The following is a 14,119-nucleotide window of genomic DNA, read 5'->3' on the forward strand; positions in this document are numbered from 1 at the left end:
GTTACATTCCGAACCCGGAAGCTAAGCCTCACAGCGCCGATGGTACTGCAGGGGGGACCCTGTGGGAGAGTAGGACGCCGCCGAACTAATTTTAAAGGAAAGCCCCGTGCCATTGGCACGGGGCTTTTCTGCGTTATGCGGGTTCAACAAGTTTGGCGTCGTATGCCACGATCACCGCCTGCACCCTGTCCCGCGCTCCCGTTTTCGCGAGGATGCGGGAGACATGGGTCTTCACCGTCGACTCGGCGAGGTGCAGGCGCTCGGCGACCTCGGCGTTGCTCCAGCCCTGGGCGATGACCGTGAGGATCTCGCGTTCGCGGTCGGTCAGGGAGGCGATGCGTGGATCGGGGGCCGGGGCGGGCCCAGCGGCCGTCGGGAGATGCTGGACGTACGCGTCGAGGAGGCGGCGGGTGAGGCTCGGGGCGACGATCGCGTCGCCGGCCGCCACCGCACGGATGCCCGCGAGGAGTTCCTCCGGGAGCGCGTCCTTGATGAGGAAGCCGGAGGCGCCCGCGCGCAGACCCGCGTACGCGTACTCGTCCATGTCGAACGTCGTGAGGATGAGGATGCGCGGGCAGTCCTCCGCAGCCTCCGCCCTCTCCGCGATGATGCGGCGCGTGGCCTCGATGCCGTCCATGCCGGGCATACGGATGTCCATCAGGACGACGTCGGGGGCGAGTTCGGCCGCGAGGCGGACCGCCTCCGTGCCCGTGCCGGCCTCGCCCGCGACCCGTAGGTCGTCCTGGCTCTCCAGGAGCATGCGGAAGCCGAAGCGCTGCATGGGCTGGTCGTCGACGATGAGCACGGTCGTCACGGAGTGGGCCCTTCCGGGATCGGGATGCGGAGGCGCACCCGCCAGCCGCCGGCCGGTCGTGGGCCGGTCTCAAGTGTGCCCTGGTAGAGGGCCGTTCGCTCGCGCATGCCCGCGAGGCCGCGACCGGTGCCGCGAGCAGCTGCGTGTTCGACGGCGTGCTCGGCGGCTACGGCCCCGCGTCCGGTGTCCGTGACGGTCACCGTCACCGCGTCGTCCGCGTAGGAGACGAGCAGCTCGGAAGTGGCGGAAGGGCCGCCGTGCTTCAGGGTGTTGGTGAGGGCCTCCTGGACGACGCGGTACACCGTGAGTTCCAGGCCCGCGGGCAGCGGTGCCGGTTCGCCCTCGGTCTTCCTGAGGACCGGGAGCCCTGCCGAACGTACGCCGTCGATGAGGGAGTCGAGGTCGTCGAGTGCGGGGGCCGGGGCCAGTTCCGCCGAGGGCGCCGAGGGAGAGGCGGGGTCTTCGCCCAGGACGTCCAGGAGTCGGCGCAGTTCCGTGAGGGCCTGGCGGCTGGTGGTGGCGATGGCGGTGAGGGCCTGACCCGCGCGTTCCGGGTTGCGGGCCGCAGCGTACGAGCCGCCGTCGGCGAGGCCGGTGATGACGGAGAGGTTGTGGCCGATGATGTCGTGCATCTCGCGGGCGATGCGGGCTCGTTCGGCGGCGGCCGCGAGGCGGGCCTGCTGGTCGCTCTCGACTTCGAGTTGGCGGGCCCGGTCGACGAGGGCCCGGGTGTAGTCCTGGCGGGAGCGGACGGCGAGGCCCGCGAGGCCGACGAGGGCGAGGGACCACAGTTGCGGCACGATCAGCTGGTCCCAACTGCCGTGCTCGAAGCGGACGAGGCTCACCAGCATGGGCAGTACGGTCAGGGCCGCCGCACCGGCGAGTGTCCGCAGGGACCGGCGGAGCGCGATGTTGAAGACGACGACGAACTGGGCGAAGGCGATCTGCAGCCAGGCCCCCGTCCAGTTGCTGACCAGTGCCGTGGCCACCATCACGGCCAGTGCCGGGAGCGGGTGGCGGCGGCGCCACAGCAGCGGAACGGACAGGCCCAGGCTCATCAGCAGCACCAGCCACTCCGCGACCCGGGGGTCTGCGGCGGTGGTGCGCCAGCCGCCCGCGCCGTCGGTGAGGGCGGCCGTCACGAAGACCGCAGTCACCAGGACGTCCCAGACCAGCGGGTGGCGCCCGTCGTAGGCGCGCACCCGCTGGGTGGTGCGGTGCAGGAACTGGCTCGTACGGGGCTGTGGCGGCGTCACGTGGCCATCCTGGTCATACGTCGCGTCGCTTGAGAAGCAGCCCGGCCGCGGTGAGGACGACGACGGCCCACACCAGAAGGGAGAGCAGCCCGGTGCCGGGGGAGTTGTGGTCGGCCACCGGGATGATCGAGCCGAGGGACTCCGCCGACTTGGACGGGAAGAACTTCACGGCGCTCTGCACGGCGTCGTTGCTGATCATCTGGAGCACCTCGGGCAGGATCATGACGGCGCCGACGAACGCGCCGATCGCGGCCGGCACGGAGCGGCACAGCGCGCCGAGGCCGAGGGCGATGAGGCTGAGCAGCGTGATGCCCGCGGCGTTGCCCGCCAGCGCGCCGAGGACGCCGGAGTCCGTGAGGGACAGGGCCTTGTCGCTGTCGGAGAGCCAGATCTGGGCGAGCAGGAACGTGACGAGGTTCGTGGCGAAGGTGACCGTGAAGGCGAGGGCCGTGAAGACGCCGGCCTTGGCCCACAGGACCGGCAGGCGGCGCGGGACCGCCGCCATCGTGGCGCGGACCAGTCCCGTCGAGTACTCGCTCGCCGTGACCAGGATGCCGAGGACGGCGACGCAGATCTGGGACACCTGGCTGCCGAAGAGCGTGAAGACGACCGTGTCGATGTTCGCGTCGTCGCCGTCGTACGTCGAACCCATCATCAGGCCGACGGAGACGACGAGGACGACGGAGAGCCCCAGGGTCCACCAAGTGGAGCGCAGGGTACGGAGCTTGTGCCACTCGGCGTGCAGGATCCGGGGGGTCGTCACCGCACAGGTGGATGGGGTCGTCATGCTGCCGCTCCTACGGGTGTCGTGGCCTGGTATTCGACCGCGTCGTGGGTGAGATCCATGAAGGCCTGCTCCAACGAGGCCGTCTGCGGGGTGAGTTCGAAGAGGGGGAGTGCGTGGGTCGCGGCAATACGGCCGATGTCGGGGGCTTCGAGGCCGCGCACGTGGAGGGTGTCGGGGGCCTCGGCGGTGACGTCCGCGCGGGACAGCAGGGCGCGCAGGCGGGGTGCCTCGGGCGTCACCACCTTCACGTAGGCCGCTCCTGATTCGCGTACGAGATCGGTGACCGTCGTGTCGGCGAGGAGGCGGCCGCGGCCGATCACGACCAGGTGCTCGGCCGTCAGCGCCATCTCGGACATGAGGTGGGAGGAGACCAGGACCGTACGGCCCTGCTGGGCAAGGGACTTGAGGAGGGTGCGGATCCACAGGACACCCTCGGGGTCGAGGCCGTTGACCGGCTCGTCGAGGATGATCGTGGCCGGGTCGCCGAGGAGCGCCGCCGCGATGCCGAGGCGCTGGCCCATGCCGAGGGAGAAGCCCTTGACCCGCTTGTGGGCCACCTCGGTGAGGCCTGCGAGGTCGAGCACGTGCTCGACGCGGGAGCGCGGGATGCCGTGCGTGAGGGCGAGCGCCGTGAGGTGGTGGAAGGCGGTGCGGCCGGGGTGGACGGCCTTGGCCTCCAGGAGCGCGCCGACCTCGGTGAGCGGGGCCGGGTGGGTGGCGTAGGCGCGGCCGCCGATGGTGGCGCGGCCCGCGGTCGGGGTGTCCAGGCCGAGCAGCATGCGCATGGTCGTGGACTTGCCCGCGCCGTTGGGGCCGAGGAAGCCGGTGACCGTGCCGGGCTCGACCGTGAAGGTGAGGTCCTCGACGACGGTCTTGTCGCCGTAGCGTTTGGTGAGGCCGTGGGATCGGATCGTCATGTGAGTACGGTGCCGTGGGCGGGGCCCCGCGGGCATCGGACCGGGGCATTGAGCTGCGGAAATGCCGTAGTACCGGGGTACTACGGGCCCTTAGGGTGCGGCGCATGGACTACGTGATCAGACCCGTGCGAGCCGACGAGTGGCGCGCGGCGCGGGAGCTGCGGCTGGCCGCGCTGCGGGATCCGGCGGCGCCGCTCGCGTTTCTGGAGTCGTACGAGGACGCGGTGGCGCAGCCGGAGGAGTTCTGGCGGGGGCGGGCCGAGCGTGCCGCGAACGGGACGACGGTCCTGCAGTTCGTGGCGGAGGCCGGCGAGGGCGGGCGCTGGGGCGGCAGCGTGGTGGTGCTCGTGGAGGAGGCGGGCTCCCTGGACTTCTTCGGGCGGCCCGTCGAGCGGCGGCAGGCCCAGCTCGTCGCGGTCTTCGTACGGCCCGAGGCGCGGGGCAGCGGACTGGCGGGAGCCCTGTTCTCCGCCGCCGTGGAGTGGGCCTTCGGTCTTGAGGGCGTGATGCGGGTGCGCTTGTACGTCCATGAGGACAACCGGCGGGCCGAGGCGTTCTACCGGAAGTTCGGCTTCGTCCACACGGGAGGGGCCGTCCCGAATCCGGGCGACCCCTCCAAGGCGGATCGCGAGATGGAGCTCAAAGCGCTTCAGCCGTAGGGGTGTTCGGCCCTGGCCGTGCGCAGGGCGCGGGCCCACCAGGTCAGCTGGTCGAGCATGACCTTGGCGGCGCCGGCCGCGCCCTGCTCGTCGTGGGCCGGCCCTTCCTCGGCGAAGAGGCCGTCGTGGGCCAGGTGGAAGCTGACGCCGTCGCGGATGGTCGCGCAGTGCAGTTCGGCGAAGACCAGGCGGAGTTGTTCGACGGCGCGCAGGCCGCCGCCCACGCCGCCGTACGAGACGAAGCCGACGGGCTTGGCCTTCCACTCGTCGCGGTGCTGGTCGATGAAGTGCTTCAGGTGGGCCGGGAAGCTGTGGTTGTACTCGGGGGTGATCACCACGTAGGCGTCGGCGGCGTCCACGCGGGCGGCGAGTTCGGCCTGGGCGGGGGTGGGGGTGTGGCCCCAGCCGGGGTGGGTCGCCGGGAGGTCCAGGTCGGTCAGGTCGATGACGTCGTAGTGGGTTTCGGGGGTGTGGCGTTCGGCCTGGGTCGTGAACCAGGTGCTCACCGTGGGGGCGAGGCGGCCGGTGCGGGTCGACCCGACGATGACGCCCACGTGGAGGGGGCGGGTGGGCGTGGTTGTGGTCGTGGTCATGGTTCGGTCCTCCGTGGTTATCGGGTCGTCGTGGTGTGCGTGGTTGTCTTGTTGCGCTGCGACGGGGGCTGTGCCCACCCTTCCCCAAGCTCTCGGCTTCGCTCGAGCAGGGGAGACCCCATTCGCCGTGCGGAACGCCTGCCCACAGCAGTAAGCAGCCGGTAGGACAGTGCGGCTAGTGCCGTCATCAAGGCCGTTATCGACCACAGCGTCACTTGCCACGCCTCCGTGAATTCCGGAGCGTGGCCGCCTGCGCCCGACGTGACGGAGGCCGCCAACTCCCGCGAGTCCAGGCGGGGTTCGAGGGCCGCGAGGAGTACCGCGCCGAAGATCGTGAGCATGATGGCGCCCGTGCCGCCGCGGACCGTGTTGAGGAAGCCGGAGGCCATGCCGACCTCGGACGGGGCGACCATCGACATGGCCTGGGCGTCGATGATGCCGATGGAGAGGCCCTGGCCCGCGCCGATGGTGAGCAGCGGCCCCGCGAGTTCCAGGACGCCGATCCCCGGGTGGAGCGTCGTCAGCCATGCGTTGCCCGCCGCCAGCAGGAGCAGGGACAGCACCAGGAGATGGTGGGCCCGCACGCCCCGGTTGACGAGGCGGGCGCCGAGCGGGGGCAGGGCCAGGACGGGCACCGTCATCAGCAGGAGCGTGAGGCCGGCCGTGCGGGCCGTCGTGCCGTTCGCGCCCTGGAGGTAGGTCGGCAGGAAGACGAGGACGCCGGTGGTGCCCGCGCCGAGCCCGAAGGAGCCGACCGCCCAGCCGAGGAACGCCGGGTTGCGGGCGAGGCGCAGGTCGAGGATCGGGCGGCCTGCGCCGGTGCGGACGAGGCGGCGTTCGACGCGTACGAAGGTGATCAGGAGGGCGAGGGACAGGGTGGCCGGGGCCAGGGTGGGCAACGCGGTCCAGCCCGACTTGGAGCCCTGCGTGATCGCGTAGAGGGCCAGGGCGAGGCCGGCGATGAAGGAGGCCGCGCCCGCCTTGTCGACGCGCGGACTCGTGTCCGCCCGGGACTCCGGCATCAGGCGGGTGCCGACGACGATGACGGCGCCCACGGCGACGTACGACAGGAAGGTGGCGCGCCAGCCGACCGCGTCCACGAGCCAGCCGGAGAACGTCGGGCCGAAGGCGAGGCCGAGGCCCGCCGTGGTGCCGAGGGAGGCGAAGACGCGGGTGCGGGCGGGGCCCGTGAAGGTCGCGGCGAGCAGCGAGCCGCCGCTGGCCATCACGCCCGCGGCCCCGATCCCGGACAGGATGCGGGCCGCGTCGAGCAGCAGGATGTTCTGGGCGAGGGCCGAGGCGAGGGTGCCCGCCGTGTAGAGCGCGGCGCCCGCCGTGAGGATCCGGCGGCGTCCGTAGAGATCGCCGAGCGAGCCCGCGACCAGCATGAACGAGGACGCGGCGAGGAAGTAGCCGACGACCACCCACTGGAGCGCGGCGCCCGTGGCGCCGAGGTCGGTGCCGATGCGCGGCAGGGCGACCGTGGTGCCGGACATGGCCATCGGCAGCGTGAGCATGCCGAGGAGGACGACGAGGAGGGTGAACGTGGAGCGGCTGCCGCCGACTTCGCGGGCCGCCGAAGCCTGGGGTTCGGTTGCCATGCCGGTAAAGTACAACCGTGGTTGTAATAAGTGCAACCGTCGTTGTACCTAGGTCTCTGTGCCTAGGCTGAACGTGAGCGGAGGAGTGCGGGCATGGTGCAGCAACGGGAACGCAAGGGCACGGTCGAGAAACGGCAGGCGCTGCTGCGCGGTGCGCGGACGGTCTTCGGGCGGGAGGGGTACGCGCGTGCGGGCATCGACGAGATCGCCGCGGAGGCGGGGGTCTCCACGCGCACGCTCTACAACCACTTCGGGGGCAAGGAGAACCTCTTCCGTGAGGTTCTGCTCGACAGTGCCGCCAATGTGACGGCCGCTCATGTCACGCTGGTCGAGCGCCATTTGGCCAAGGTGACGGACGTGGAGCGGGACCTGCTCGCGTTCGCCCGGGAGTGGATGGGGCGGCGCGGCGACCACGAGCCGCACATGCTGCTCGTCCGGCACATCATCACGGAGGGCTCGCACCTGCCCGCGGACGTCATCGAGGAGTGGCAGCGGATCGGGCCGCGGGCGACGCAGGGCGCGGTGCGCGCGGCGCTCCAGCGCCTCGGCGAGGAGGGCCTGCTGGCGATCGACGAGGCCAACTCCGTGGAGGCCGGGCGCCACTTCATGCTGCTGATCCCCGGGGCCGTCACGGTGGACACGTTCTTCGGGGTGGTGCCGATGTCCGCCGACGAGGTCGACGCCCGGGTGCGCAGCGGGCTCGCGGTGTTCCTGAAGCTGTACGGGGTCCGCTAGACAAGCCCTAGGACAGCGGGAGTTCCGCGTCCGGCCAGCGGGTGCGGCCCTGTTCCCTGGACCGGAGCAGGGCCAGGGTGACCAGACCCCGGTCCGCTCCGGTGGACAGCAGCTCCGGCAGCTGGGGAAGCGGAGCCACCGCCGCGACGTCGTCGAGGACGAACGTCATTGGTGGGTCGAGCCGGCCGGCAGGTGACCGTGCGGCCACGCGGCGGCCGTGCTCGACCACGCTCGAGGCGAGGGCCGTGAGCAGCGGCATCGCACCGGGCTGCCCCTTCGGGTCCTCGATGGGTTCACCGACCACATAAAGCGTGCCCCCTTCGTTCACGAAGGAATCCAGGGTGAGCGCATCGGTTCGGTTGGGTGTGCAGGCCTCACGGATGTGCACCGAGAACAGGGAGGACAGTGCGCGGGCGGTCAACTCCTGTGCCATGTCGCGGCGTTCGGGGTGCGAGGTGAGGGCCGCCTCGAGTTCGCCCGCGGTGCCCGCGGCCGCCTTCGGGTTCGTACGGAGGATGCGTACGGCGTCCTGGACCTGGGTGCCCTGGGCCCAGCGGTGGACGTGGCGGAACGGTTTGCCGTCGACGGCCGCGGCGTGCAGGTAGCTGCGCAGCAGGGTGTCGGCGGTCTCGGCGAGGGCCGAGTCCAGCTTCGCGGTGGGCCTTATCGGGGCGAGCAGGGCCGTGGCGCGCTGGGCCGCGGTGTCCTTGTCGGTGCAGCCGGCGGCCGGGTTCCAGTGCATACGGGCCGGGGTGTCGCAGCGGTGGGTGGGGTCGTAGAGGAGGACGGGGCCGAGTTTGGCGCGGGCGTCCTTGGTCTCCGACCAGACGTCGGCGGACGACGTGATCACGAGGACGGGGCCCTCGGCGTCCTGGATCGCCTCTATGGCGACGGGGTGGCGGGCGCCCGGGGGGCCGAGATGAACGGGGCCGCGTTGCGCGGGAACGGGTGGGGTTGCGGGTACCGGTTCCGTTGCGGGTACCGGCGTTACGGCCTCGGGGCTCTGCCCCGGACCCCGCTGCTCAATCGCCGCAGGGGCTTGAAAAGCAAGCCCCTGCGGCGGGTGGGCAAAATCAAGCCCCGCCGGCGATTGAGGCGCGGGGTCCGGGGCAGAGCCCCGAGGCGTGGGCTTCGGCTTCCGCTGCTTACGGACCGCACGCCACCGGGCAAACGTTCCCGCGACGAACACCGTAAGGACCACCAGGACCATCAGCTGGCCGATGACCAGGCCCCAGACGAGGCCGTAGCCGGAGAGTTCGGCGGCTGGGGTGCTCGGCCAGGCACCGGGGATGTCGTGCGGGCGGGTGATCAGCGAGCGCAGGGCCAGCGGCGTGTGGCCGAACGTCACGCCCGTCGGCCACGCGCCCTTCGCGAAGAGGCCCGCGAGGCCCGTCGCCGTCCACACCAGGATCGTCATGCCCAGCAGAAACGCCAGGATCCCGACCAGCAGCCCGTCGGGCACACCGCCCCGGCCGCGCCCCTCCCGGTAGTCGCGCTCCACCCGGCGCCCCCGCTCGTCCCGCATCCCTGTCATGCCCCCGCTCTCACGCCACCGTGGACTCGGAGCCGCCCAGGCGCTGCTCCACGAACGCGGCCGCCCGCTCCTCGGCCTCCAGCTCGGCCGCGTGCAGCGCGTCGTCCATGAGCGGCTCGGCGGACGCCTCCGTCATGGCGCGGTCGGTGAACACCAGTGGCCGTTCGGTCTCGGTGACCAGGTGTTTGACCACCTGTACGTTGCCGTTGACGTCCCAGACGGCGATGCCGGGGGAGAGCGTCGGGATGATCTCGACCGCCCACCGGGGCAGCCCGAGCACCCGGCCCGTGGCTCTCGCCTCGTCCGCCTTCTGTGCGTAGATCGTCCTCGTGGAGGCCATCTTCAGGATCGCCGCCGCTTCCTTGGCTGCCGCGCCGTCGACCACGTCGGACAGGTGGTGGACCACCGCCACGAAGGACAGGCCGAGGCGCCGGCCGAACTTCAGCAGGCGCTGGAAGAGCTGGGCGACGAAGGGGCTGTTGATGATGTGCCAGGCCTCCTCGACCAGGAAGATGCGCTTCTTCCGGTCGGGTCGGATCCAGGTGTGCTCCAGCCACACGCCGACGATCGCCATCAGGATCGGCATCGCGATCGAGTTGCGGTCGATGTGCGAGAGGTCGAAGACGATCAGCGGGGCGTCGAGGTCGATGCCGACCGTCGTCGGGCCGTCGAACATGCCGCGCAGGTCGCCGTCGACGAGCCGGTCGATGACGAGCGCCACGTCGAGGCCCCAGGCCCGGACGTCCTCCAGGGCCACGTTCATGGCCTCCGCCGACTCCGGTTCCGGGTGGCGCAGTTGCTCGACGATGTCGGTCAGGACCGGCTGGCGCTCGACGATCGTCTCGTTCACGTACGCGTGCGCGACCTTCAGCGCGAAGCCCGAGCGCTCGTCGAGGCCGTGGCCGAGCGCGACCTCGATGATCGTGCGCAGCAGCGCCAGCTGCCCCGTCGTAGTGATCGCCGGGTCGAGCGGGTTGAGCCGGATCCCCATGTCCAGGGCGGCCGTCGGGTCGAGCCGGATGGGAGTTATGCCCAGCTCCTCGGCGATGAGATTCCACTCGCCGACGCCGTCCTCGCCCTGCGCGTCGAGGACCACGACCTGGCGGTCCTTGAACCGCAACTGCCGCAGTACGTACGTCTTCTCCAGGGCCGACTTGCCGTTGCCGGACTCGCCGAGCACCAGCCAGTGGGGAGCCGGGAGCTGCTGGCCGTAGAGCTGGAAAGGGTCGTAGATGTAGCCCTTGCCGGAGTACACCTCACGCCCGATGATCACGCCGGAGTCGCCGAGGCCGGGCGCGGCCGTCGGCAGATAGACGGCCTGCGCCTGCCCCGTCGACGTACGCACCGGAAGCCGGGTCGTCTCCACCTTCCCGAACAGGAACGCGGTGAAGGCATCGGTGAGAGCGGTCAGCGGATCCCGCATAGTGCAGCGCCTACCTTCCGGCCGTGTCGGCGGACATCAGGAACATCGGGATCGACGGGGGCGTAGGGGGCATCGGGCTCGTGGCGACCATCGGGGTCATCGGCGGATGCCGGTGGCGAACGGCAGGGTGTTCACGAACGCCCGGTGGTGCTCGCGGTCGCACCACTCCAGCTTCAGGTACGACTTGCCCGCCGAGGCGCGGATGGTGCGCTTGTCGCGGGCCAGCGAGTCCGGGTTGCGGGAGGAGACCGTGATGTAGCCGACGAGGTTGACGCCGGCCGCGCCGCTCGCCAGGTCCTCGCCGCGCTGGTCGAGGCGGCCGTGGGCGGCGATGTCGCGGGGGTCGACCGTCCGGTTCATCTTGGCGGCGCGGGACGCCTCCGCCTCGTCGTTGGTCTTCTCCGTCAGCATCCGCTCGATGGCGATCTCGGTCGGCTCCAGGTCCATCGTCACGGCGACGGTCCGGATGACGTCCGGGGTGTGGACCAGGAGCGGGGCCAGGAAGTTCACGCCCACCGGCGTCATCGGCCACTCCTTCACCCACGCCGTGGCGTGGCACCAGGGCGCGCGCGTCGCCGACTCGCGCGTCTTGGCCTGGAGGAACGTCGGCTCCATGGCGTCGAGCTCGGCCGGCCAGGCATTGCGCTTCGACATCGCCTGGATGTGGTCGATGGGGTGGTCCGGGTCGTACATGGAGTGGATGAGCGACGCGAGCCGGCCCTGCCCGAGCGGCTGCCGCACCCGGATGTCGGCCTCCTGCAACCGCGAGCAGATGTCGGTCAGTTCGCGCGCCATGACGACGGCGAGCCCGGCGTCCCTGTCGACCTTCTTGCCGCCCTTGGGGCGGGTGGCGCGGGCCATCGCGTTGGCCTCGGCGGCCAGGTCGCGCGTGTAGTGCATGCAGGCCACGAGGTACGCGCGGTGCTGCTCGCTGCTCGTCGAGACCATCGACTGGAGCTGGTCGTACGACTTCTGCAGCCAGCCGAGCGAGCGGTCGTCGCCGCGCACGGCGACGTCCTTGGCGTGCGCGTCCGGGTCGGCGGGCAGGGTGCGGGCCAGCATCTGGAGCCGGGTCACGAACCCGTCGCCGTTGGCCACGTGCTTGAGCAGCGTGCCGAACCGGTCGACCAGCGCCTCCTGGTCCTCCGAGTCGCGCAGACCCACGCCGGGGCCCTCGATCTCGATGGCGGCGGTGACGGTGCGGCGGTCCGCGTGCAGCAGCACCGCGATCTCGTCGGGCCCGAACGGCGCGGCCAGCCACGTGAGCCGGCCGATGCCGGGCGGCGGGCCGATCTCGACCTCGCGCCCGTCGAGCCGGGTGCCGGCCTCCATGGTGGAGGAACGGTAGGCGGTGCCGCGCTTGAGGGAGCGCTTGTAACTGCGGTTGATCTCGAACCACTTGTAGAAGGTGCGGCCCTTGTACGGGACGTAGACCCCGGCCAGCGCCAGCATCGGGAAGCCGGTGAGCAGCACGATGCGCAGCGACAGCACGGGGACGAGCAGTCCGCACATCATGCCGAGGAAAGCGCCCACGACGATCATCGCGATCTCGCCGGACTCACGGTTCTTGCCGACGATCGCGTTCGGCCGGGCGCGACCGATCAGATATGTACGGCGGGGCGTGACCGGAGGGGACACGTGGGACTGGGTCGTCAACGCCCTGCACCTCCTTGCCAGTTGCCGTTCTTGCCGGTGTTACCGCTCTTGCTCCCGCGGTCGTTGCTCGCGTGCGGGGTCTTCGACGGGCTCGTACGGGGCGGGGGTGCGGCGGAGGGGACAGTTCCGCCGCCTCCCCCTGACGCGGCCGGGCGCGAACTGTGCGCGGCCACACCGCCGGACGCGGGGTTGGCGGGACGGGCCTGGGAGGCTCCGCCACCGCCCGAACCTCCGCCGTCCTGACGGCTGCTGTGGGTCTTGATGCCCTGCGAGACGAGCGCGGCGGGCGAGGACATGACGGCGGCCGCCTTGCCCTCGGCGCCCTGCATGAGCCGGTTCTTCCGTACGTTGGCCATCTCGTCGCCGAAGCCGGGCACGAAGCGGTAGATCATGCCGCTCGCGAAGATGGCGAGCAGCACGATGGCGAGGCCGGAGACGACCGCGGCGAGCGAGTCGGGGCCCTTGCCACCGGTCGACAGCGCACCCGCGAGGCCGAGGACGATCACGATGACCGGCTTCACGAGGATCACGGCGATCATGACGCCGACCCAGCGGCGGACGTGGCCCCACAGGTTCTTGTCGACGAGCCCCGCGTAGACGACGACGCCGAGCAGCGCGCCCACGTAGAGCAGGACCGCGCGCAGATACAGCTCCAGGTAGAGCACGCCCGCGGCGACGATCGACACGAGCGAGACGACGATCAGCATGATCGGTCCGCCGCCGATGCCGTCGCCCTTCTTCAGGGCCTCGGAGAACGTCCCGAAGAACGCGTCCGTCTGATTGCCCGTCGCCTTGGCCAGCACATCGCTGACCCCGTCGGCGGCCGACACCACCGTGTAGAGGATCAGCGGGGTGAACGCGGACGCGAGCACGGTGAGCCAGAGGAATCCGACGGCCTCCGTGATCGCCGTCATCAGCGGTACGCCGCGGACGGCGCGCTTGGCGACGGCGAGCAGCCACAGCACGAGCGTGAGGATCGTCGAGGCGGCGAACACCACGGCGTACTGCTGCAGAAACTTTTCGTTGGTGAAGTCGACGTTGGCCGTCTTCTGCACGGCGTTGCTGAGCTGGTCGACGGTCCAGGAGGCGGCCTCTGCGCAGCCCTTGGCGAGGCTGGACAGGGGGTCGAGCGGATTGGAGACGTCACCCCCGTCTCCGCCAGTGTTTCCTCCGGTGGCGCTTTTGCCGTCACGCTCGCAGTACCGCTTGGCGGGCCCCACGATGAGGTTGCAGTTGTCCTTGGGCTCGGCCACAGCTCGGGCCGACAGCAGTACGACCGCGGACTGTACGGCGACAACGGTGCCGGTGAGCTTGAGGGCGAGGCGGCTACCGGGCATAGGTGAAGCCTCCGAACTCCTTGACGGCCTTGGCGATCTCGTCGGCCGTGGAGACCTTGTTGTCGCCGTTGACCGGCGACGGGCCGTCCTTCTGGGAGAAGGAGTCGACCTTCCAGTCGCCGTCGACCCAGCGCAGCTTGAGGGTCATGGTGAACCAGTCGTTGGTCACCGGGTTCGTGGAGGCCTCTCCGGCCATGCCGAAGGCGCCGGTGCACCAGACCTCGGCGGTCACCGTGCTGTCGGAGTATCCGGACGTCTTGGTGCCCACCGGGACGGTGCGCGACACGTATGTCTGGCCACGCGGGGCGTCGCCGTTCTCGTCGAGGCCGACCTTGTCCAGGAAGTCCTTCGAGTACGCCTGGTCGAACCGGGTCTCGAGAGCGCTGACCTTGTCGGCGACGAAGAGCCGCTTGACGATGCCCGGGCGCTCGTCCGGCCTCAGGATGTCGGCCGAGACCAGCCGCACCGCATAGTTCGCGGCAGCCGACTGCGCCCCCTGTTCATCGTGGCCGAAGCCGGAGGACACCGGTTTCGTCCCGGAGGGAGCCGTGGGGGCCGCCGCAGGCTTCGTGCCGGCGGAATCGGACCCGGACCCGCCGGAGGAACCGTCCCCGCCGCGATTCGCGAACGCGATCGCCGCGATCAGCAGCACCACCACGCCGACCACGGTCACCAGGGAGCGGGACGGCGAACGCCCTGGTCTGCGGGCGCCGGAACCCTCCGGGAGCCGCGTCCGGGTCTGGCCGGAACCCCCGTAGAGCTCGTCGTCCTGTGGACCCTCAGGACTCATCGCGCGCACGCCCCCTC

The 14,119-nt window shown here is 70.9% G+C and carries 13 protein-coding genes and 1 rRNA gene; 3 read left to right on the forward strand and 11 right to left on the reverse strand.

Going from position 1 to position 14,119, the window contains the following annotated elements:
- Positions 1-86, forward strand: a 5S ribosomal RNA gene (gene rrf / locus ACIA8D_RS20105); the annotation flags it as partial.
- Between the two features lie 47 nt (positions 87-133).
- Here the strand turns inward: rrf and ACIA8D_RS20110 are convergent.
- Genes ACIA8D_RS20110 through ACIA8D_RS20125 form a run of 4 tightly spaced genes read right to left on the reverse strand, consistent with a single transcriptional unit; the run spans position 134 to position 3,774 of the window.
- Entirely contained in the window at positions 134-814 is a 681-nt protein-coding gene (locus ACIA8D_RS20110; RefSeq protein ID WP_399233935.1) for a response regulator, read from the reverse strand.
- Positions 811-2,070 (reverse strand): sensor histidine kinase, encoded by a 1,260-nt coding sequence (locus ACIA8D_RS20115; protein WP_399233937.1) that lies wholly within the window; start codon positions 2,068-2,070, stop codon positions 811-813. Before ACIA8D_RS20115 ends, ACIA8D_RS20110 begins: the two co-directional genes overlap by 4 nt.
- Positions 2,071-2,083: 13 nt before the next feature.
- Complete coding sequence (locus tag ACIA8D_RS20120) at positions 2,084-2,857, reverse strand: ABC transporter permease (RefSeq protein ID WP_399233939.1); 774 nt, start codon at positions 2,855-2,857, stop codon at positions 2,084-2,086.
- Entirely contained in the window at positions 2,854-3,774 is a 921-nt protein-coding gene (locus ACIA8D_RS20125) for an ABC transporter ATP-binding protein (RefSeq protein ID WP_399233940.1), read from the reverse strand. Before ACIA8D_RS20125 ends, ACIA8D_RS20120 begins: the two co-directional genes overlap by 4 nt.
- 104 nt (positions 3,775-3,878) lie before the next feature.
- Between ACIA8D_RS20125 and ACIA8D_RS20130 the strand changes: the two genes are divergently transcribed.
- Complete coding sequence (locus tag ACIA8D_RS20130; protein WP_399233942.1) at positions 3,879-4,433, forward strand: GNAT family N-acetyltransferase; 555 nt, start codon at positions 3,879-3,881, stop codon at positions 4,431-4,433.
- Here ACIA8D_RS20130 and ACIA8D_RS20135 read toward each other — a convergent pair.
- Both ACIA8D_RS20135 and ACIA8D_RS20140 read right to left on the reverse strand, forming a co-directional pair.
- Positions 4,424-5,026, reverse strand: coding sequence for an NADPH-dependent FMN reductase (locus ACIA8D_RS20135; protein ID WP_399233943.1), 603 nt, complete (start codon positions 5,024-5,026; stop codon positions 4,424-4,426). The genes ACIA8D_RS20130 and ACIA8D_RS20135 overlap by 10 nt on opposite strands.
- A gap of 17 nt (positions 5,027-5,043) precedes the next feature.
- Positions 5,044-6,627, reverse strand: coding sequence for an MFS transporter (locus ACIA8D_RS20140; RefSeq protein ID WP_399233945.1), 1,584 nt, complete (start codon positions 6,625-6,627; stop codon positions 5,044-5,046).
- Between the two features lie 93 nt (positions 6,628-6,720).
- Between ACIA8D_RS20140 and ACIA8D_RS20145 the strand changes: the two genes are divergently transcribed.
- The gene (locus tag ACIA8D_RS20145) at positions 6,721-7,362 is read left to right on the forward strand and encodes a TetR/AcrR family transcriptional regulator (RefSeq protein ID WP_399233948.1); all 642 of its coding nucleotides are present in this window, start codon (positions 6,721-6,723) and stop codon (positions 7,360-7,362) included.
- Between the two features lie 7 nt (positions 7,363-7,369).
- Here the strand turns inward: ACIA8D_RS20145 and ACIA8D_RS20150 are convergent, their stop codons facing one another.
- From ACIA8D_RS20150 to ACIA8D_RS20170, 5 genes are all read right to left on the reverse strand, one after another.
- Positions 7,370-8,887 (reverse strand): TraM recognition domain-containing protein, encoded by a 1,518-nt coding sequence (locus ACIA8D_RS20150; RefSeq protein WP_399234243.1) that lies wholly within the window; start codon positions 8,885-8,887, stop codon positions 7,370-7,372.
- 19 nt (positions 8,888-8,906) lie between these two features.
- Entirely contained in the window at positions 8,907-10,319 is a 1,413-nt protein-coding gene (locus tag ACIA8D_RS20155; protein ID WP_399233951.1) for an ATP-binding protein, read from the reverse strand.
- A 96-nt stretch (positions 10,320-10,415) separates the two neighbouring features.
- The gene (locus tag ACIA8D_RS20160) at positions 10,416-11,975 is read right to left on the reverse strand and encodes an SCO6880 family protein (protein ID WP_399233953.1); all 1,560 of its coding nucleotides are present in this window, start codon (positions 11,973-11,975) and stop codon (positions 10,416-10,418) included.
- Positions 11,972-13,312, reverse strand: a complete 1,341-nt coding sequence (locus tag ACIA8D_RS20165; RefSeq protein WP_399233955.1) for a hypothetical protein — start codon at positions 13,310-13,312, stop codon at positions 11,972-11,974. The genes ACIA8D_RS20160 and ACIA8D_RS20165 overlap by 4 nt, the downstream gene beginning before the upstream one ends.
- Positions 13,302-14,102, reverse strand: coding sequence for a hypothetical protein (locus tag ACIA8D_RS20170; RefSeq protein ID WP_399233957.1), 801 nt, complete (start codon positions 14,100-14,102; stop codon positions 13,302-13,304). Before ACIA8D_RS20170 ends, ACIA8D_RS20165 begins: the two co-directional genes overlap by 11 nt.
- Positions 14,103-14,119: the final 17 nt, after the last annotated feature.

This window comes from Streptomyces sp. NPDC051684, assembly GCF_044453445.1.
GTDB lineage: Bacteria > Actinomycetota > Actinomycetes > Streptomycetales > Streptomycetaceae > Streptomyces.